The 19,989-nt window shown below is 40.9% G+C and carries 17 protein-coding genes; 9 read left to right on the top strand and 8 right to left on the bottom strand.

The features are described from left to right. Window positions 1-53: 53 nt before the first annotated feature. Both rmuC and aphA read right to left on the bottom strand, forming a co-directional pair. Window positions 54-1,664 carry a DNA recombination protein RmuC gene (rmuC, locus tag QP437_RS07745; protein ID WP_285267480.1) on the bottom strand — a complete coding sequence of 537 codons (1,611 nt, stop codon included), beginning with the start codon at window positions 1,662-1,664 and terminating at the stop codon, window positions 54-56. A 117-nt stretch (window positions 1,665-1,781) separates the two neighbouring features. Continuing rightward, window positions 1,782-2,489: an acid phosphatase AphA gene (gene aphA / locus QP437_RS07740; RefSeq protein ID WP_014064597.1), complete on the bottom strand. Its 708-nt coding sequence runs from the start codon at window positions 2,487-2,489 to the stop codon at window positions 1,782-1,784. A 220-nt stretch (window positions 2,490-2,709) separates the two neighbouring features. Here aphA and hslV point away from each other — a divergent pair, with 220 nt between their 5' ends. Together hslV and hslU are read left to right on the top strand one after the other, a co-directional pair. Next, window positions 2,710-3,240 (top strand): ATP-dependent protease subunit HslV, encoded by a 531-nt coding sequence (hslV, locus tag QP437_RS07735; protein ID WP_005695137.1) that lies wholly within the window; start codon window positions 2,710-2,712, stop codon window positions 3,238-3,240. 9 nt (window positions 3,241-3,249) lie between these two features. Continuing rightward, complete coding sequence (gene hslU / locus QP437_RS07730) at window positions 3,250-4,584, top strand: HslU--HslV peptidase ATPase subunit (RefSeq protein ID WP_285267479.1); 1,335 nt, start codon at window positions 3,250-3,252, stop codon at window positions 4,582-4,584. A gap of 66 nt (window positions 4,585-4,650) precedes the next feature. Here hslU and slyD read toward each other — a convergent pair whose 3' ends face one another. From slyD to rraB, 3 genes are all read right to left on the bottom strand, one after another. After that, a complete protein-coding gene (gene slyD, locus QP437_RS07725) occupies window positions 4,651-5,295 on the bottom strand; it encodes a peptidylprolyl isomerase (RefSeq protein ID WP_285267478.1) in 645 nt (214 codons plus the stop codon). Window positions 5,296-5,339: 44 nt separating this feature from the next. Further along, window positions 5,340-6,050 (bottom strand): SIMPL domain-containing protein, encoded by a 711-nt coding sequence (locus QP437_RS07720; protein ID WP_285267477.1) that lies wholly within the window; start codon window positions 6,048-6,050, stop codon window positions 5,340-5,342. A 65-nt stretch (window positions 6,051-6,115) separates the two neighbouring features. Further along, the gene (rraB, locus tag QP437_RS07715; protein ID WP_049363970.1) at window positions 6,116-6,544 is read right to left on the bottom strand and encodes a ribonuclease E inhibitor RraB; all 429 of its coding nucleotides are present in this window, start codon (window positions 6,542-6,544) and stop codon (window positions 6,116-6,118) included. 206 nt (window positions 6,545-6,750) lie between these two features. Between rraB and truD the strand changes: the two genes are divergently transcribed. From truD to proS, 6 genes are all read left to right on the top strand, one after another. Then, on the top strand, window positions 6,751-7,773 hold the full coding sequence (gene truD, locus QP437_RS07710) for a tRNA pseudouridine(13) synthase TruD (protein WP_285267476.1): 1,023 nt from the start codon (window positions 6,751-6,753) through the stop codon (window positions 7,771-7,773). Further along, window positions 7,773-8,513: a 5'/3'-nucleotidase SurE gene (gene surE / locus QP437_RS07705; RefSeq protein ID WP_014064604.1), complete on the top strand. Its 741-nt coding sequence runs from the start codon at window positions 7,773-7,775 to the stop codon at window positions 8,511-8,513. Before truD ends, surE begins: the two co-directional genes overlap by 1 nt. A gap of 52 nt (window positions 8,514-8,565) precedes the next feature. Next, on the top strand, window positions 8,566-9,141 hold the full coding sequence (locus tag QP437_RS07700; RefSeq protein WP_014064605.1) for a YqaA family protein: 576 nt from the start codon (window positions 8,566-8,568) through the stop codon (window positions 9,139-9,141). A 16-nt stretch (window positions 9,142-9,157) separates the two neighbouring features. Next, window positions 9,158-9,346 carry a hypothetical protein gene (locus QP437_RS07695; RefSeq protein WP_014064606.1) on the top strand — a complete coding sequence of 63 codons (189 nt, stop codon included), beginning with the start codon at window positions 9,158-9,160 and terminating at the stop codon, window positions 9,344-9,346. Between the two features lie 23 nt (window positions 9,347-9,369). After that, window positions 9,370-10,587, top strand: coding sequence for a murein hydrolase activator NlpD (nlpD, locus tag QP437_RS07690; RefSeq protein ID WP_265470148.1), 1,218 nt, complete (start codon window positions 9,370-9,372; stop codon window positions 10,585-10,587). Window positions 10,588-10,682: 95 nt separating this feature from the next. After that, window positions 10,683-12,398, top strand: coding sequence for a proline--tRNA ligase (gene proS / locus QP437_RS07685; protein ID WP_285267475.1), 1,716 nt, complete (start codon window positions 10,683-10,685; stop codon window positions 12,396-12,398). 108 nt (window positions 12,399-12,506) lie between these two features. Here the strand turns inward: proS and QP437_RS07680 are convergent, their stop codons facing one another. The 3 genes from QP437_RS07680 to QP437_RS07670 all read right to left on the bottom strand — a co-directional run bounded on the left by QP437_RS07680 (window position 12,507) and on the right by QP437_RS07670 (window position 15,875). Then, complete coding sequence (locus QP437_RS07680) at window positions 12,507-13,940, bottom strand: surface lipoprotein assembly modifier (RefSeq protein WP_285267474.1); 1,434 nt, start codon at window positions 13,938-13,940, stop codon at window positions 12,507-12,509. 64 nt (window positions 13,941-14,004) lie between these two features. Continuing rightward, a complete protein-coding gene (locus QP437_RS07675) occupies window positions 14,005-14,952 on the bottom strand; it encodes a transferrin-binding protein-like solute binding protein (protein ID WP_285267473.1) in 948 nt (315 codons plus the stop codon). A 125-nt stretch (window positions 14,953-15,077) separates the two neighbouring features. Then, window positions 15,078-15,875 (bottom strand): cyclopropane-fatty-acyl-phospholipid synthase family protein, encoded by a 798-nt coding sequence (locus QP437_RS07670; protein ID WP_285267472.1) that lies wholly within the window; start codon window positions 15,873-15,875, stop codon window positions 15,078-15,080. Between the two features lie 175 nt (window positions 15,876-16,050). Between QP437_RS07670 and purL the strand changes: the two genes are divergently transcribed. Continuing rightward, window positions 16,051-19,944: a phosphoribosylformylglycinamidine synthase gene (purL, locus tag QP437_RS07665; RefSeq protein ID WP_285267471.1), complete on the top strand. Its 3,894-nt coding sequence runs from the start codon at window positions 16,051-16,053 to the stop codon at window positions 19,942-19,944. The last annotated feature ends 45 nt before the right edge of the window (window positions 19,945-19,989 follow it).

Raw genomic sequence — 19,989 nt, 5'->3', positions numbered from 1 at the left:
AAAAAAGCGGCAAGAAAATAGCCACTTTTAAAGAAAAATTCAACCAATGTTTTTTATTTTACCTCATTCTCGGTAGTGATAAGGGATAGGCGCGTTAAATCCACGTCATTATTGAGCAATTCAACGTTTGGCATGCTCTTGTTAGCTTTCGCTGACAAGTCTTTAAAGCGTTCCACTTTCCCCACTAAACCTTGTTGCCCCACAAGGGCAGTAACGGTGCTGTTGTATTGATTGCTCACTGTGGAAAGGGTGTTGCCCAGTTTGTTCAAGCGTTCTGCCACCAAGCAAATTTGGTTGTAAATTTCACCTGCTTTTTCTGCGATTTCTTTGGCTTCGGCATTGCCTCGTTCGATACGCCATAAATTTGCCACTGTGCGTAAAATTGGCATGAGGGTCGTGTGCGAAACCATAATCACATTTTTCTCATAACCATAATTAAACAGGCTTGGGTCTAATTTTAAGGCTTCAATATAAGCCGGTTCTACGGCAATGAACATCAAGACAAAATTAGGACTGCGCATGCCAATCAAATTGCTGTAATCCTTGCGGTGCAAGTCATCAATGTGATTTTTCAGGGCTTTAATATGCTCCCTTAGTAAACGCTCACGTTCAAATTCATCCTCAGAATTGACCGCACTTTCGTAAGCATTCAATGACATTTTGCTATCGATGATAATATTTTTCTCATCAGGTAAATTGAGCACAAAATCAGGATAGTTTCGTCCGCCCTGCTCATCTTTAAAATGGGCCTGCGCACTGTAATGCACGTTTTCAATCAAGCCTGCCAACTGGAGTGCGCGCTCAAGTTGTACTTCTCCCCAGTTGCCTAGGGTTTTCTTTTCACCTTTTAAAGCTGAAGTTAAATTATTGGCCTCTTGTGACATATTTAAGCCAATTTCCAACACCTTTTTGATTTCTGCTTCTAAGCCCGCATTGCCTTTTACGGATTCCGAATGGATTTCATTCACTCGTTTTTGGAAGCCTTCGATTTGTTCTCGGAAAGGCTTCAACAAGGTTTCCAATGCAGTTTGATTGGTTTGATTAAAGGATTGGCTTTTTTCTTCCAAAATGCGGTTGGCCAGATTTTGGAATTCCACGCCTAGCTGTTGTTTGGATTGCTCAATATGCTGTTGCTGTTCAGCAAAATGTTTTTCTTTTTCGGAAAGGGTGGTTTTGAGCTCCGTTAATTCTTGTGAAAGTACGGTCAATTTTTCCTGCGTTTTTTGCTGCTCTTGTTCTTTTCTAAGTACATTTTCTTGCGCTTGTTGTAATTGACCTTGCAAACTGTCGGCTTGTGCTGACGCTATCCCAAATCGTTCTTTTAATGCCGTAATTTGCCCGCCAATTTGATCGTGGCGAAGTTGTTCTTCATCCAATTCTTTTTCTAAATATTGGATTTTTTCATCACGTTCATTAAGGCGAGTTTGCAAACCTTCTGCATGAGTTTGTGCTTTAACGGCTTGTTGTTCTAATTGATTTTTGACCGCACTTAAGGAATCAAAACGCTCCGCTAATTGATTGTAATCTTCGATAGTTTTATTGAGATCTTGTTGTAATTCTTGCGTATCTCGTTTGCTGCGGCTTAATAGAAAAAGCATCACAATGCTGATAAAAACCAGCACGGCAATGATGATTAAATATTGATTAGACGTGAGTTCTGACATAAATAGGCTCCTGGAAACAGAAAAATTTTAGCATATTCCCAGAAACTTTTTAAAAATTAAGATTGTTAATTAGATAAGAAAAGTGCGGTCAAAAATAACCGCACTTTTTTAGGAAGATTAGTAGTTTGAGTTAATCAATACTTCTTCACCGTAGCCACCAAGGGTTGGCATCGGTTGGTAAGTTGAGTTTGCTGCACGCATTAAGCGGATGCCGCGAATACCCGCTTCTTTTGCGGCTAGAATATCGTCATCACTGTCACCATAGTGAATACTCACTTTGTGCTCAATAATACCCGGTGTTTTGTTATATTTAGTTGGAAGTTTGCGACCGCCCATGAATTCTACAGGGTGCATATCTTTAATATTAAAGGCTTTTTGTAGCACAGGTGTCACACCATCTTTATCGCCCGCTGTACGACCGGTAATAAAATAAATTTGGTCACCACGTGCTTGGTGCATATTAATTAAATCCACCGCAATTTGTTTTGGAATGGAATATTGGTCACAACCTGCATTCACTTCATTCCAGAAATCTTGATTTTTTAAGTAATCATTTTTACCTGGAGAGTATTTTTCTTGGCCGTGATAGAAACAAGGGCTACTGAAAAGTACAGTATCGTCAATGTCGAAGCTCACATTAATTGGTGCTTTGCCTTCTAATTCTTTTTTCAACTGCTCAACAGAGATCCAGTGAATTGGTTTTTGCTCTGTCATTTCACGAGCATTCGTACCTTGTTCAGTGTAAGGTTCTTTGTTTGATGCAAAAGTAGAGACTGCGCTTGCCGCTAAAATTGCAATGGCAGAAAGTTTAAGTAAATTTTTCATGTTTTCCTCATTAAGTAGTTTGTTTTATTTGTAACAAATCATATTCCTTTAAAATTTTGGAGTAAAACTTTGGCAAACGTTTGCTATTTTGATTTATGATCTTTGTCACATTTTTTTTAACTGATTGTCTAATAAATCATCAAAGAAAAAATTCCCCTTGAATTTGTCGGAATCGATCGCCATATAACGAGTAACTTTTCTTAAAAGAAGGATAAAAAGAATGACAACAATTGTAAGCGTACGTCGTAATGGCCAAGTGGTTGTTGGGGGCGATGGACAGGTTTCATTAGGCAACACCGTCATGAAAGGGAATGCCCGTAAAGTACGCCGTTTATATAATGGCAAAGTTCTAGCCGGTTTCGCAGGTGGTACAGCCGATGCGTTCACCTTATTTGAATTATTTGAGCGTAAATTAGAAATGCATCAAGGGCATTTGTTAAAAGCCGCCGTGGAATTAGCCAAAGATTGGCGAACCGATCGTGCGTTACGCAAGTTAGAAGCGATGCTGATTGTGGCGGATGAAAAAGAAAGTTTAATCATTACCGGTATTGGTGATGTAGTTCAACCAGAAGCTGATCAGATTTTAGCCATTGGTTCAGGCGGTAATTATGCATTATCGGCAGCCCGTGCGTTGGTAGAAAATACCGATTTATCAGCTCGTGAAATTGTAGAAAAATCTTTAAAAATTGCGGGTGATATTTGCGTGTTCACCAATACGAATTTCACTATCGAAGAATTACCGAATAAATAAGGAAGAATTATGTCTGAAATGACCCCTCGTGAAATTGTTTCCGAATTAGATCAACATATTATCGGTCAAAAAGAGGCGAAAAGAGCGGTTGCGATCGCGTTGCGTAACCGTTGGAGAAGAATGCAGTTGCAAGAGCCACTTCGTCATGAAGTGACCCCTAAAAATATTTTAATGATTGGGCCAACGGGTGTGGGTAAAACCGAGATTGCGCGTCGTCTTGCAAAATTAGCCAATGCACCTTTCATTAAAGTGGAAGCGACGAAGTTCACCGAAGTGGGCTATGTGGGAAAAGAAGTGGACTCCATTATCCGTGATTTAACGGACAGTGCGATGAAATTAGTTCGCCAACAAGAAATTGCGAAAAATCGTGCGAAAGCAGAAGATGCGGCGGAAGATCGTATTTTAGATGCGTTGCTACCACCACCAAAAAATCAATGGGATGAAGTGGAAAACCACGATACCAACAGCAGCACTCGCCAAGCGTTCCGTAAAAAATTACGTGAAGGGCAATTAGACGATAAAGAAATCGAAATTGATGTGTCGGCGGGCGTGTCAATGGGTGTGGAAATCATGGCACCTCCAGGCATGGAAGAAATGACCAATCAGTTGCAATCCATGTTCCAAAGTTTAGGTTCGGATAAAACCAAAAAACGCAAAATGAAAATTAAGGATGCGTTAAAAACCTTAATTGACGATGAAGCAGCCAAATTGATCAATCCAGAGGAATTGAAACAAAAAGCCATTGATGCAGTTGAGCAAAATGGTATCGTGTTTATTGATGAGATTGACAAGATTTGTAAAAAAGGTGAATACAGTGGTGCGGATGTTTCACGTGAGGGTGTGCAACGTGACTTATTGCCATTAGTGGAAGGTTCAACGGTTAATACCAAACACGGAATGGTGAAAACCGATCATATTCTCTTTATTGCATCGGGTGCATTCCAAGTGGCGCGTCCATCGGATTTAATCCCAGAGTTGCAAGGTCGTTTGCCAATTCGTGTTGAATTGTCTGCATTAACGGCAGAAGATTTTGAGCGTATTTTAACTGAGCCAAATGCCTCTTTAACGGAGCAATATAAAGCGCTCATGGCAACAGAAGGTGTGAGCATTGAATTTACACAAGATGCGATTAAGAAAATTGCCGAAGCCGCTTTCCGTGTGAATGAGAAAACGGAGAATATCGGTGCAAGACGCTTACATACCGTTATGGAACGTTTAATGGATAAAATCTCATTTGATGCGAGTGAAATGGACGGACAAACCGTGAATATCGATGCCGCTTATGTGATTGATGCTTTAGGCGAAGTGATTGAAAATGAAGATTTAAGTCGATTCATTCTGTAATTAAGTATCAGATAAAGAAAAAGTGCGGTTATTTTTAACCGCACTTTTTTTGTCTCTAGATTAAGATTAGTGACCGCCACAACCACAGCCGCCATGACCGTGTCCGTGATCATGACCGTGTTTATGACCGCCGCCACAGCAACCGCCGTGTCCATGATCGTGATCATGGTCATGGTGATGATGACCGTGACCACCACAACCGCAGCCGTGACCACCTTCATCATCGTGATGATGGTGATGATCATGTTCACCATGCACGTGACCGTGAGCAATTTCTTCTAATGTTGCTTCACGAGTACCAACAACTTCAACAGTGAAGTGTAATTCTTGACCCGCTAACATGTGGTTACCATCAACCACCACTTCATCGCTATCCACTTCAGTGATCACAACAGGAACTGGGCCGATATCTGTATCTGCTAAGAAACGCATACCAACCACCACTTCATCAACGCCTTGGAATACTTCTTTAGGTACACGTTGAACCATGTTTTCATTGTATTCGCCGTAGCCTTCTTCTGGTTGAACACGAACTTCAAATTTGTCGCCAACTTCTTTACCTTCTAAGGCATTTTCAAGACCAATGATTAAGTTATTGTGGCCTTGTAAATATTCTAATGGTTGATTTGCTGGTGCTTCATCAACTAATACACCGTCTTGAGTACGTACTTGGTAAGCGATACTCACAACCGTATTTTTTGCTACTTTCATATTGTTTTCCTTATTAAAAAAATCGTCGTTCATTGTATAGAAAATTATTCTTTAAGCAATGCAATTCGTGCATTCACACTGACTTTAATTTTCTCTTTGCCACTTTGAGTGTAAGTTTCATCTTTCCCACTCGAGTATAAACTTTTAGAGCTTAGTTCGGCTGCAGCATAAGGGCGGAAATCAGCGACTGAATCATTAGCTGAGGAAATTTCAAGGTTCTGTATGCGATAACCTTTCACCTGCAAGGATTCTTGAACTAAGAGTGCTTTATCTTTAAGTTTTGCTAAAGCTTCTTTGGTTAATTCATTTTCTAAACTACTTAATTTTTCACGAGAAACAGAGGCATTGACCTGAGCAATGGCCAATACGCCATCTAGTTCATTTACTAATGTTGATAATGCTTGAGAGTCTTTACTTTCTAAAGTTAATCCTGCATGCGCAATCCAACCTTGCTGTTTGCCTTTATTATCGTAACGAACCATGGTATTACGAGAATTATCAGTAATTTCGACCGAGCTCTGTGCTTTCGCTAATTCAATGGCTTTATTCATTTTTTCTGCCATGGTTTTATTGAGCGCGGATAGATCATTGCCTTCCGCTTGGTAAAAAAGGGAGACTTGCAATAAATCACGTTCTACTACTTTTTCTGCTTCAACAGTAAAGGTTACATCAGCTGGATAATTCGGTACGGGTTCTTCTGCAAAAGAAGCGATAGGTAAGGCAAGTAATGCCAAAGAAAGTGCTTTGAGTTTCATTTTTTCATTCCTATTTGGGTAAGATAAAAATTAAGGGCGATTAACTCCCCCCACATTATTAATGATTAATGTAAACGTTCGTTGTCGTCTTCGACATCTTCATCGTCAAAAAATTCGCCGTCATCGCCGTATTCATCGTCCTCTGCATTCGGATCTTCAAAATACGTGCCCCAGCCATCATAAATACCTTTGTATTTTTCGACTAATGGTAAAATTTCTTTTTGTTGTGCATCGATAATTTCAGGCTTTAATTCCACTTCACTGATGATGTCAAAACAGAAAATGACCTTGCCATTTTCATCTTCAAATTCTTCTGCTTCTGACACTTCATAGCCTGCTTTGAAAGCATCCACGGCAATTTTTTCTAAGGTATCAAAATCATAATGGGCGATGTGATGTTCGATAATATAAAGCGCATCCGGATCGCTGCCGTCATTTAATAAATCCGTAATGATTTCACGGGTTTCTTCTTGAAGTTCGTTAAAGTTCGTCATAAGGCATTCCTTTTGTCAGAAAAAGTGCGGTCATTGTAGGGGATAAAGATGAAAATGTCGCTAAAAATTTATGCTCATTTCAGTTTGCCTTGAAGGGGCGGAAAGGTTAAAATTCTGCGCGAATAAATTGTGCTTAACATGCCCAGCTGATCACGCTATTTATTGCAGCGAAAAAAGTTGGGCTTTCTTATTTTAGAACGAAAAAAATGGTCAAACATCTCCCTTATTTCACCTTAAAAACACCGCCAAAAACAACCGCACTTTTAAAGCAAGAATTTGCTGATTTTATTGTTAAAGAAGATCTTGGCTATGAAATGTCAGGCGAAGGCGAATTTGTGGCGGTAAAAATCCGTAAAACGGATTGCAATACATTGTTTGTGGGCGAAAAACTTGCCAAGTTTGCGGGTATTTCTGATCGAAATATGGGGTATGCCGGTTTGAAAGATCGTCATGGTATTACAGAACAATGGTTTTGTTTGCAAATGCCGGGGAAAGAAACGCCTGATTTTAGCCAATTTCAATTAGAAGGCATCGAGATTTTAGAAGTGACTCGCCACAATCGTAAAATTCGTACAGGTAGTCTTCAGGGGAATGCTTTTGAGATTTTATTGCGCGGAGCAAAAGAAAGTGACGAGTTAAATGAACGCTTAAATTTTGTGGAGAAATACGGTTTCCCTAATTACTTCACTGAACAACGTTTTGGGCGTGATGGTCATAATCTGACTCAAGCGATTCGTTGGGCGAAAGGGGAGATTAAGGTCAAAGATCGTAAAAAACGCAGTTTTTACCTTTCAGCGGCTCGCAGTGAAATTTTTAATTTAGTTGTGGCAGAACGAATTGAACAAAATGTGGCAGATCGGGTTCTAAGAGACGATATTGTGCAATTAAACGGATCGCACAGTTGGTTTAAAGCCGATGAAAATGAAGATTTAGCGGTCTTACAGCAACGTTTGAACGCGCAAGATATTTTATTGACTGCGCCTTTAATTGGCGAAGAAAATTTATCTGCAAGTGCGGTCGAAAATCAAGTGGTTTTGGAACATCAGGTTTTCCAAGAATTAATGAAACAAGAAAGAATGAAAGCCGCTCGCCGCCCTTTATTGATGCAGGCAAAAGATTTCCATTGGACGTTTGTTGAAGAAGGATTAAAGCTCTCATTTTATTTGCCGGCGGGGAGTTACGCGACCGCATTAGTGCGAGAGTTAGTGAATATTAAGGAAGAAGAATAATGCGAATTTTAGTCAGCAATGATGACGGTTTTCACGCCGAAGGGATTCAAGTTTTAGCAAAAGAATTACGAAAAATTGCCGATGTGGTGATTGTAGCGCCTGATCGGAATCGCAGCGCAGCATCAAGCTCATTAACGCTTGTTGAGCCGCTTCGCCCTCGTCATTTAGATTGCGGTGATTACTGCGTGAATGGCACACCGGCTGATTGTGTGCATTTGGCCTTAAATGGTTTTTTATCTGGTCAAGTGGATCTTGTGGTATCAGGTATTAATGCGGGTTGTAATATGGGGGATGATACGATTTATTCCGGTACTTTGGCCGCTGCATTAGAAGGGCGTCATTTAGGATTACCAGCCATTGCCGTCTCTTTAGATGGTCGTCAGCATTATGAAACAGCCGCTCGCGTGGTGTGTGATTTAATTCCGAAATTACATCCTCAATTATTGAACAAACGCGAAGTGATCAATATCAATGTGCCAGACTTGCCTTACGAAGAACTCAAAGGCATTAAAGTCTGTCATTTAGGCTATCGCACATCTGCAGCTGAAGTGATTAAACAAGAAGATCCTCGTGGCGAAAATATCTATTGGATTGGACCATCAGGCTTGCCGGAATATGATGGTGAAGGCACCGATTTCCATGCAGTAAAAAATGGTTATGTTTCCATTACGCCAATTCAGGCAGATCTTACGGCTCATCAGTCAATTGCTGCTTTACAAGATTGGCTGGAAAGTGAATAATGTGCCATTTTGAAACGAATTTTTCCCCATTGAACCCATGAAGGATAAGTGAATGAATATTTTTGGTGCGATGTACGATAAAACGATGCAATGGTCAAAACATCGCTTTGCCGTGTTTTGGTTATCCTTTGTGAGTTTTATTGAGGCTATTTTTTTTCCAATTCCACCCGATGTGATGTTGATTCCAATGTCAATGTCAAAGCCCAAAAGTGCGTTTCGTTTTGCGCTTTATACAGCGGTCGCTTCTGTAGTGGGGGGAATGATTGGTTATGCTATCGGCTATTATGCCTTTGATTGGGTTCAAGGTTATATTCAACAATGGGGCTACCAAGCCGCTTGGGAACAAGCTATGGCGTGGTTTAAAGAATGGGGCGTGTTAGTGGTCTTTGTCGCTGGTTTTAGCCCGATTCCTTATAAAGTTTTCACCATTTGCGCGGGCGTGATGCAAATGGCGTTTATCCCCTTTGTGATTACCGCGTTTGTGTCGCGTTTTGCTCGTTTTATTTTAGTGGCGAAACTCGCCGCATGGGGCGGAGAAAAATTCGCCGCGAAATTACGTAAATCCATTGAAGTCATTGGTTGGAGTGTCGTTGCTTTAGCTGTGATTATTTATATTATTTTAAAATAACAGGATGACCTTTTTTATGAATAAATTACTCTTTATTATCTCGAGTGCATTGCTGGTTTCAGCTTGTACGGGAGAGCCGAAAAAACAAGATCCCGACGCATTGCCAGATGGTATTATGCAACCAGTAGAAGGAACGGGAGCTGTTGCCGGTGGTAGCTTTATGCCGGAAATTGAAAAGAATTCAATGCCAAATCAAATGAAATAAATTTAATTTTAAAGGAAGAATAAATGAAAAAATCGTTTTTATTGCTCCCTGTGAGTATCGCTATTTTAACGGCTTGTAGTTCAAATAGCCCTGCACCAATCGAAAATGTGGATGGCACACTTTCTCCAGGTGTAATGCAACCTGTTGATAATAACTCTAGCGGTACATGGCAGCCAGAAATCCAACAAAATACCATGCCAAGTACAATGGGCAGCAGCGTGCCAACGGGAACTCAAACACCACAGCCAAGTTTCCAACCGACTTATCAACCAGTACAACAGCCAGCAGCAACTCAACCACAGCCCGCTCCTGCACCGGTTCAGCCGCAAACTAAGACGGTAACTAAAACAGTTTCTGATTGTACCAGCTCAGGTGCAATCAACGTGCCACGTAATCCAAATACCAATGCACCAGATTACAGCCAAATTCAAAAAGGTTCATACAAAGGAAACACCTATAAAGTAAACAAAGGCGATACCATGTTCTTAATCGCTTACTTGACGGGTATGGACGTAAAAGATTTAGCGAGCATGAACAATATGAAAGAGCCTTACAGCTTAAGTGTGGGTCAAACATTAAAAATTTCAAATTGTTCAACCAAAACAATCACCACAACAGTTCCAGTGAAAACTACCGCACCAGCGGCACCTGCTGAGCCAGAAGTGACTTATACACCAGGTGCAAATGGCACACAAATTGGTTCTGATGGTACAGTAATTGGCCCTATTAAATCAGGTGTGGGTAACGGTGAACCTTCAAAACCAGTTTTCACAAACAATACGCCTAGCACACCAGCAACGACGACAACACAAGTAGAAACTACAAACAATACACCAGTTAATGCAAATGTTGTGGCACCAGTTGCGTCGAATATTGCATGGCAATGGCCAACCCAAGGTAACGTGATCCAAGGTTTCTCTAATACCGATGGTGGTAACAAAGGGGTTGATATCAGTGGTTCACGCGGCCAAGCAGTTAAAGCTGCTGCGAATGGTCGTGTTGTGTATGCGGGTAACGCATTACGTGGCTATGGTAACTTAATCATCATCAAACATAACGATGATTTCTTAAGTGCTTATGCGCACAACGACAAGATCCTTGTGAGCGATCAACAAGAAGTGAAAGCGGGTCAAGAGATTGCGAAAATGGGTAGCACAGGAACCAATGCTGTGAAACTTCACTTTGAGATCCGTTATAAAGGTAAATCTGTCGATCCAGTTAGATACTTACCGAGAAGATAATCTTTTCTCAGAAAAAAGTGCGGTTAAAAATGACCGCACTTTTTGTTATACTCTCACCAATTTTTTCTCAATGCTTAGAATCTAAGGTTAATTTAATGCGTACAAGTCAATATTTATTCTCAACACTAAAAGAAACCCCGGCTGAAGCGGCCATTGTGAGCCATCAATTAATGCTTCGTGCGGGGATGATTCGTCCTCTTGCTTCAGGTCTTTATAACTGGATGCCAACAGGCTGGCGTGTGCTTCGTAAAGTAGAAAAAATCATTCGTGAAGAAATGGATAAAAGTGGCGCACTTGAAATCAAAATGCCAGTAGTGCAACCAGCAGAATTATGGGAAGAATCAGGTCGTTGGGAACAATATGGCCCAGAATTACTACGTTTTGTGGATCGCGGAAACCGTAACTTTGTATTAGGTCCAACACATGAAGAAGTGATTACGGATTTAGTTCGTCGCGAAGTGTCATCATACAAACAACTTCCGATCAATTTATACCAAATTCAAACCAAATTCCGTGATGAAGTGCGTCCTCGTTTTGGTGTAATGCGTTCGCGTGAATTTATCATGAAAGATGCGTATTCTTTCCATGCGGATCATGCTAGCTTGCAACAAACTTATGATGTGATGTACCAAACTTATAGCAATATTTTCAATCGCTTAGGTTTAGATTTTCGTGCAGTACAAGCGGACACTGGTTCTATCGGTGGTAGCGCCTCACATGAATTCCAAGTGTTAGCAAACAGTGGTGAAGATGATGTGATTTTCTCTACGGAATCTGATTACGCAGCAAACATTGAATTAGCGGAAGCGGTGGCAATTGGTGAACGTGCCGCGCCAACGAAAGCGATGGAATTAGTTGATACTCCAAATGCAAAAACGATTGCAGAGTTGGTGGAACAATTTAATTTACCAATTGAGAAAACAGTTAAAACCTTAATTGTAAAAGGGGTAAGTGAAGAACAACCGTTAGTGGCATTAGTCATTCGTGGTGACCATGAATTAAACGAAATCAAAGCGGAAAAATTACCGGAAGTGGCTTCACCATTTGAGTTTGCGGATGAAGCTGTTATTAAAGCAAAAATTGGTGCAGGTGTGGGCTCATTAGGTCCTGTTAATCTCAATATTCCAGTGATTATTGATCGTTCAGTGGCATTAGTGTCTGATTTCAGTGCGGGTGCAAACATTGATGGTAAACATTACTTCAATATCAACTGGGAACGTGATGTAGCGTTACCAAAAGTAGCCGATATTCGTAACGTAGTTGAAGGTGACCCAAGCCCAGATGGTAAAGGTACCTTATTGATTAAACGTGGTATCGAAGTCGGCCATATCTTCCAATTAGGTAAAAAATACTCAGAAGCGATGAACGCGACTGTTCAAGGTGAAGATGGTCGTCCAATGGTCGTAACCATGGGATGTTACGGTATTGGTGTAACGCGTGTGGTCGCTGCGGCGATTGAACAACATTTTGATGATCGCGGTATTGTATGGCCAACAGATGAAATTGCGCCATTCACCGTAGCTGTCGTGCCTATGAATATGCATAAATCTGAAAGCGTTCAAGAATATGCCGAAGAATTGTATCGCACTTTACAAGCACAAGGTGTAGAAGTGATCTTTGATGATCGTAAAGAACGCCCAGGTGTGATGTTTGCAGATATGGAACTTATCGGCGTGCCACACATGGTAGTGATTGGTGAGAAAAATCTCGCAAACGGCGAAATCGAATACAAAAATCGCCGCACTGGTGAAAAACAAATGATTGCAAAAGAGCAGTTGTTAGATTTCTTGAAAGGACAAATTAAAGCTTAATCGAAAGCTAAAATTCATGGCATAGCTTTAATGGCTATGCCAAGGATGTATTTAATTTATAATAAACAAAAAGGTTGTTGAGTTTGTCTCAGCAACCGTTTTTTGTGGTTAAAATGTTTTACTCATTTCTAAGAATACACGATTTTTATCGTAACCATAGAAAGGATGATTACTTTTCACTTTTTGATAAGACCATGTAATCTTAGGCGTAATACCCCAGAAATAGAGATCACGATGCCACAATGTTAATGTTGAAGCATATTCTCTATTTTTCTGACGAATGTTAAAGAAATCAGCCGCTTGATAATGACGTTTAGCATATGAAAGCGTGACTCGGCTTGATATTCCCCATGGCCATTCTTGTCCCCAACCAAGGCGTCCACCTACTCGTTGGTAGGCGTTATCTTTGTCCCGAGTATTTTCACGAGAATAATCTAGCCCAGCAAACCAATGTTGTCCGCTTTTCGGAACATAGAGTAATGTGTTGGAAAATAAATAATTGTTGCCGTTTAAATGTTTTCGCCAATCATAGCGTTGTTCGCCATATTCCAAAGCAGATGAAATTTGCCAACGAGGATTAAGCCAGTAGCTAATATCAAAACGTACGCCAGAGTTTTTAGAGTATTGTTTGAGTGCATCGCTACCGTTTGAGCCACCACTATACCAACGTTTTTCGGTAAATGGTGTTAAAGCCAATTCTAAATGGGAAGTTTGATAACCTAATCCCCAACCTAAGCGCGCATTTAATTCGTTATATTTTTTGTTATTCCAGTAGTATTTACCATTTCCATCTAAGCCTAATTTGGTGAAAAAGTTATGTGCAAGAGACCATTTTTTCTCAACACCTAATGAATAAGAAAGCCCTTGTGCACTTTCTTTACTCCAAGCTTTCCAGTTACCAATATGAGTACCTGCTTTGGGCGCATTGTTGATATTGCTTTCATTGAGGTAACTTACACCACCATAAAATTTCCATTGATCGCGTTGATTTAATGCAGATAAATATTGATCAATAACGGCAGTCATTTCAGGCGTCATTTGCTCCGCACGTAATTTTTGGAACTGATCTTTTGCTGCTTCGTTATCATTATTTAAAAAGAGTGCTTGAGCAAGCTGATAACGTAATGGAAGGCTATCAGAATGTTGGGTGAATAGCGTACGATAGCGTTGTGCAGCTTCACTATAATTGCCTTTATGACGCGCATCAATAGCTTCAGCCCAACTCAATAATACGGGATCTTTTTTTGGAAGTTCTCGATATAAAGGCAACAGAAGTGAAACTGCTTCTTCGTTATTTTGTAATACAGAAGGAATCATCCCACGTACGATTAAATCAGGATGACGAGCGAGCTCTTCTTTAGTCATCGAGACTGAGCCTTCATTATTTGTCTTCGGCTGGATCGCAGGTGCTTGAAGCTTTGGCGCCGCGACCTGAATATTTTTGTCTAACGTGTCATTTTTAGATTGTGCTACCTCGGCATTTGCCCACTGAGCACATGTTATGCTTAATACTGTATATAAAAAAGTTTTTGTAAATTTCATTTGTTATCAAAAGAGAAATAAAGCAAGCACAAGGCTTGCTTTATTATGTCAGGATTAAAACTAATTATTTTTTTTGAGCGCCGAATACGCCAATGTAAGAGGCTTTTTCATTTACATAACTACCAGCTAACTCACTAGCGTTATTTCCGTAGAAACGACCGACAGCTTCTGTACCTTCAGCAGTTTTACCGTTAAATTGATTACCATCAATTTTCGCAGAAAGTTTAACCTCGTTGATATTGCCAAATGCTTTTCCATCATCTGGAGTAATAGAGCCTTCAAATGATTTATCAGCAAAATTTACATTAAATTTTGCGTTACTTAAGCGATACGTATCAATAGCTGAACCACTATCTGCATAACCGTGTACACCTTGTCCTACATAGGTAGCGCTACCGCTAGTTGGCATGTCGGTTGTAGGATTGATACCGTAAGAGACTAAGTAATAATTATTTAAGCCATCCTCTGTAATTAATCCCCAACGCACATTTTTATATAATGAACCGTTAACTATGCGGGTAATATTGTTGGCAGTGATTTTGAGAACCTTTCCAGCCCCCATTCCAGTAGGAATTATATTAATACTTTTACCTTCAACATCTAGCACATAAAGATTTGGATTGCCAGAAATGGATGCGGTTTGAATAGTTCCACCTTTTTTAGGTATGACGAAACCAGCATGTTTATCTTTGAGTGCTCGATTAGTATTACCACTCTGAGTATTAGGGGTTGATGGTTGAGCCACATTTTCAGCTGGAGTAGATTGGCTTGGTGTTGTCTGATTGTTTGTAGATGTAGTAGTACTTGATTGCTGAGTCGTATTATTGGCAGTAGTACTTGGTTTCTGAGTCGTATTATTGGCAGTAGTGCTTGGCTGAGTTTGCTTAGTTTTATTGGTTGGAGCTGAAACATTTGGGTCATCACTACCACCGCCACTGCTACCACACGCAGATAATACTAAAGCAGCTAATGCTGTTGTACCAAATTTAAAAATATGATTTAAAGAAGACATACTAATATTCCTTATTTAAAAAGTAGAAGTAAAATACCTTTAAAAAGTATCTCCCCAAGACTATCATTTCAGTACTATCTTGTCTATAAAGTTAGTGAACTTTTAAGGTTAAATATTTTGTTGTATTAAACTTCCCACCAAATTAACGCCCATTTACGTTGTCCGTGTTTTATTGGGTCGTTATTAGTTTGTTTTTGTTGATAGAATTGAGCCAAATCTTGTTTTTCTTTTTCAGTGAGATTGCCGAGAGAAAACTCCACAGAATTTAATAAATCCTCAAAGGTTTCACCTTGGAAATGGCCTGATTCGGTTTCAATAAAACTCACATTCGCGTGAATGCCTTTTTGGTAAAGACGATTAACTAAATAAATATAAGTTGGAAAGCCCACATCATCACGACCAATGGCTTCAAATACACCTTCATCGAGAAAATGGCGTTGTGTCACCGAGGTTAAAAAGACGCGTTTTTTTGCCTTACTTTGCAGCTTTTCAATCATGTCATCTAAATCATCCACAAGCGTCGAGCGAGAGGCGAGTATTACATCTGCTTGAGGTACATCATCCCAGTTATCCGACCATGATTTATGTAGAAGCGTAATATTATTCAGTTGATGCTTCTCTTTATATTGCTGCACCATATCCAACATGCCTTGGCTGTAATCGAGAGCATACACAGCTTGGCATTGTTGGGCTAAAGGAATCACAAAGGTGCCGGGGCCACAGCCGATATCTAATACAGTTTCATTGGGTTGCACATTCATGGCTTTAAGCAACATCTCGTTATAACGGCTTGGCTTGCCCACTAAATTCTCAGCCATTTTAGACGCTTTTTTATCCCATTTTGTTGGTGGAAGATTATAGTGATTACAGGCTTTTAGATGTTGTTGGTAGAGATCGTTGAAATTGATGTCGTTGATGATCATAGTGACGCCCCAAAGTGCGGTTAGTTTTCAGATTGTTTTGAATTACTTGCTGATTATATGCTTTCTCCCATTTAAAATCATTTGAAAATGATTGACGCAAACGTTTTCTTTTTGGTGTGTTTTCCTTTATAATAGCCCGCGATTTTCATCTCAAACACAACTCAAAGGTACCCGTATGTTTCAAACTTTTCGTGGCTCACCCGCCCTTTCTGAATTCCGTATTCAAGGCTTAATGCAAAAATTCCAACAAAATCAATTACCGGTAAAATCGGTTTATGCGGAATATTTGCATTTTGTGGAATTAAATCGACCGCTTGTTAGCGAGCAGGAAGCAAAACTAAAAGCATTGTTACATTACGGCCCAACCTTGGCAGAGCATGAAGCCAAAGGCGAAACTTTTATTGTGATTCCACGCGTTGGCACGATTTCTTCTTGGTCTTCTAAAGCGACCGATATTGCGCATAACTGTGGTTTAAGTGAAGTGGAGCGTATTGAGCGTGGTTTGGCGTATTATTTTGAGTTAAGCCAACCGCTTGATGAAAAAACAACTGAAAAATTGACCGCACTTTTACATGACCGAATGATGGAAACCGTGGTGCGTAGTCCTGAAGATGCAGAGATCTTATTCCGTCATCAAGATCCGAAACCGTTTAAAACGGTCGATATTTTAAAAGGTGGACGTGAAGCTTTGGTGACAGCCAACGTAGAATTAGGTTTGGCACTGGCAGAAGATGAAATTGATTATTTGGTGGAAAACTTCACCCAATTAGGGCGCAATCCACACGATATTGAACTTTATATGTTTGCGCAAGCCAACTCTGAACACTGCCGCCATAAAATCTTTAATGCCGATTGGATTATTGATGGCAAAAAACAGGATAAATCCCTGTTTAAAATGATTAAAAATACCTTTGAGAAAACCCCTGATTTCGTGCTTTCAGCCTATAAAGATAATGCTGCAGTAATGGAAGGTTCAAAAGTCGGCCGTTTCTTTGCGGACCAAGATGGACAATATCGCTATCACAATGAAGATGCACATATCTTAATGAAAGTGGAAACTCACAACCACCCAACCGCAATTTCACCATTCCCTGGCGCTGCAACGGGTTCGGGCGGTGAAATTCGTGATGAAGGTGCAACCGGTCGTGGTGCAAAACCAAAAGCAGGTTTAACCGGTTTCTCGGTATCAAACCTTGTCATTCCAAGCTTTGAGCAACCTTGGGAAAATCCACTTTCCAAACCAAACCGTATTGCTTCAGCCTTAGATATTATGATTGAAGGCCCATTAGGTGGCGCAGCATTTAACAACGAGTTCGGTCGCCCTGCGTTATTAGGTTATTTCCGTACCTACGAAGAGAAAGTCAACAGTTTCAATGGGGAAGAAGTGCGTGGTTATCATAAACCAATTATGTTAGCGGGCGGTATCGGTAATATTCGTGGTGAACACGTTCAAAAAGGTGAAATTCCAGTGGGTGCGAAATTGATCGTATTAGGCGGCCCAGCGATGAATATCGGCTTAGGCGGTGGAGCTGCTTCTTCCATGGACAGTGGGAAATCAAAAGAAGACTTAGATTTTGCCTCTGTTCAACGTGAAAACCCAGAAATGGAACGCCGTTGCCAAGAGGTGATTGACCGCTGCTGGCAATTAGGTGATGAAAACCCAATTCTCTTTATTCACGATGTGGGCGCAGGCGGTTTATCCAATGCGATGCCTGAATTAGTGCACGATGGCGAACGTGGCGGTAAGTTTGATTTGCGTTCCATCCTTTGCGATGAAAAAGGCATGTCGCCATTAGAAATTTGGTGTAACGAATCGCAAGAACGTTATGTCTTAGCGGTTGCGCCAGAAAAACTCGAATTATTTACCGAACTTTGTGAACGTGAGCGTGCGCCATTTGCGGTCATTGGTGAGGCAACGGAAGAGAAACATTTAACCTTGCACGATAGCCATTTCGACAATAACCCAATTGATTTGCCAATGAATGTGTTATTGGGCAAAACCCCGAAAATGACGCGCGAGGTTTCGTCAAAAACTGTCGAAAATCAACCGTTTGCAACAGAAAATATTCAATTAAAAGAAGCATTCCATCGCGTATTACGTTTACCTGTGGTGGCAGAAAAAACCTTCTTAATCACCATTGGCGACCGCTCGGTAACGGGTATGGTAGCGCGTGATCAAATGGTCGGTCCATGGCAAATTCCAGTGTCTGATGTGGCCGTCACAACTGCATCATTAGACAGCTATCATGGTGAAGCCATGGCAATGGGCGAACGCGCACCCGTGGCATTATTAGACTTTGGAGCATCTGCACGTTTAGCGGTGGCTGAATCCATTACCAACATTGCGGGCACCAACATTGGCGATATTAAACGCATCAAACTTTCTGCAAACTGGATGTCTGCAGCGGGTCATAGTGGTGAAGATGCCGGGTTATATGAAGCGGTGAAAGCAGTCGGTGAAGAACTTTGCCCAGCATTAGGCATTACCATTCCAGTAGGTAAAGACTCTATGTCGATGAAAACCACTTGGGAAGAAAATGGCGAGAAAAAATCCGTTACTGCACCGCTTTCTTTAGTGATTTCATCTTTTGCCCGCGTGGAAGATGTCCGCAAAACCGTGACACCTCAATTACGCACAGACAAAGGCGCAAGCCGTCTATTGTTAATTGATTTAGGCGAAAGAAAAAATCGCTTAGGCGCGACCGCACTTGCGCAAGTGTATAAACAATTAGGTGATAAACCTGCCGATGTGGTAAACGTAGCCAAACTGAAAAACTTATTCGATGCAATGCAAGCATTAGTAGCAGAACGTAAATTATTGGCTTACCACGACCGCTCAGACGGTGGTTTAATTACTACGCTTGTAGAAATGGCATTTGCGGGTAACTGTGGCGTGGATGTGGATATTTCTGCATTAGGCGACAATGATTTAGCCGTGTTATTCAATGAAGAATTAGGTGCGGTGATTCAAGTATCAGAAAGTGAATTAAGCGCCGTGCGTGAGGTATTAAAAGCCCATGACTTGCTTGGCTTAACTTATGAACTCGGTTCTGTAAGCTTAGAAGATCGTTTTGAAATCACACGCGGTAGCAAAAAACTATTAAGCGAAAAACGCTCTGAATTACGCAGTATTTGGGCAGAGCTCACTCACCAAATGCAACGCTTACGCGATAATCCAGAATGTGCTGACCAAGAATTTGAAACGAAAAAAGCAACAGACAACAAAGGCTTATCAGCTCACTTAACTTATGATGTGAATGAAGATATTGCCGCACCGTACATCAGCAAAGGCGTGAAACCAAAAGTAGCAGTATTACGTGAACAAGGCGTAAACAGCCATGTTGAAATGGCGGCTGCTTTTGATCGTGCAGGCTTTGCGGCGATTGATGTTCACATGAGCGATTTAATGGCGGGGCGTTACAACTTAAACGACTTCAATGCGATGGTCGCCTGTGGTGGCTTCTCTTACGGTGACGTATTAGGCGCGGGTGGCGGCTGGGCGAAATCCATTTTATTTAACCCACAATTACGCGATCAATTTAGCCAATTCTTCGCCAATGAAAACACCCTTTCATTAGGTGTATGTAACGGTTGTCAATTTATCTCCACCCTGGCAGAAATCATCCCAGGTGCAGAAAACTGGCCACGTTTCGTGCGTAATAAATCAGAACGTTTTGAGGCGCGTGCTGCGATGGTGAAAATTAACGACACCAACTCATTGTGGTTTAAAGGCATGGCTGGTTCACATATGCCGATTGCGGTTTCTCATGGTGAAGGTCGCGTAGAATTCAAAACACCTGAGAATTTGACCGCACTTCAAGCGCAAAACTTGATTGTGGCACAATATATCGACAGCCATTTGAATGTAACTGAAACTTACCCTGCTAACCCGAATGGTTCGGCATTGGGGATTACTGCCATTTCTAACGTGGACGGTCGTATTGCTGCGATGATGCCACACCCAGAACGTGTATTCCGTGCCGTGAGCAACTCATGGTATCCAGAAGATTGGTCTGAAGATGGCGCTTGGATGCGAATTTTTAGAAATGCGAGAGTGAATTTTAAATAATGTGAGATTGATCACAGAAAATTAATCAAAAATAAGAGATACTAC

This window comes from Haemophilus sp. UMB1048, assembly GCF_030218125.1.
Lineage (GTDB): Bacteria > Pseudomonadota > Gammaproteobacteria > Enterobacterales > Pasteurellaceae > Haemophilus_D.
Note: the sequence above shows the minus strand (reverse complement) of the source record. Positions and strands in the feature narration are given on the sequence as shown.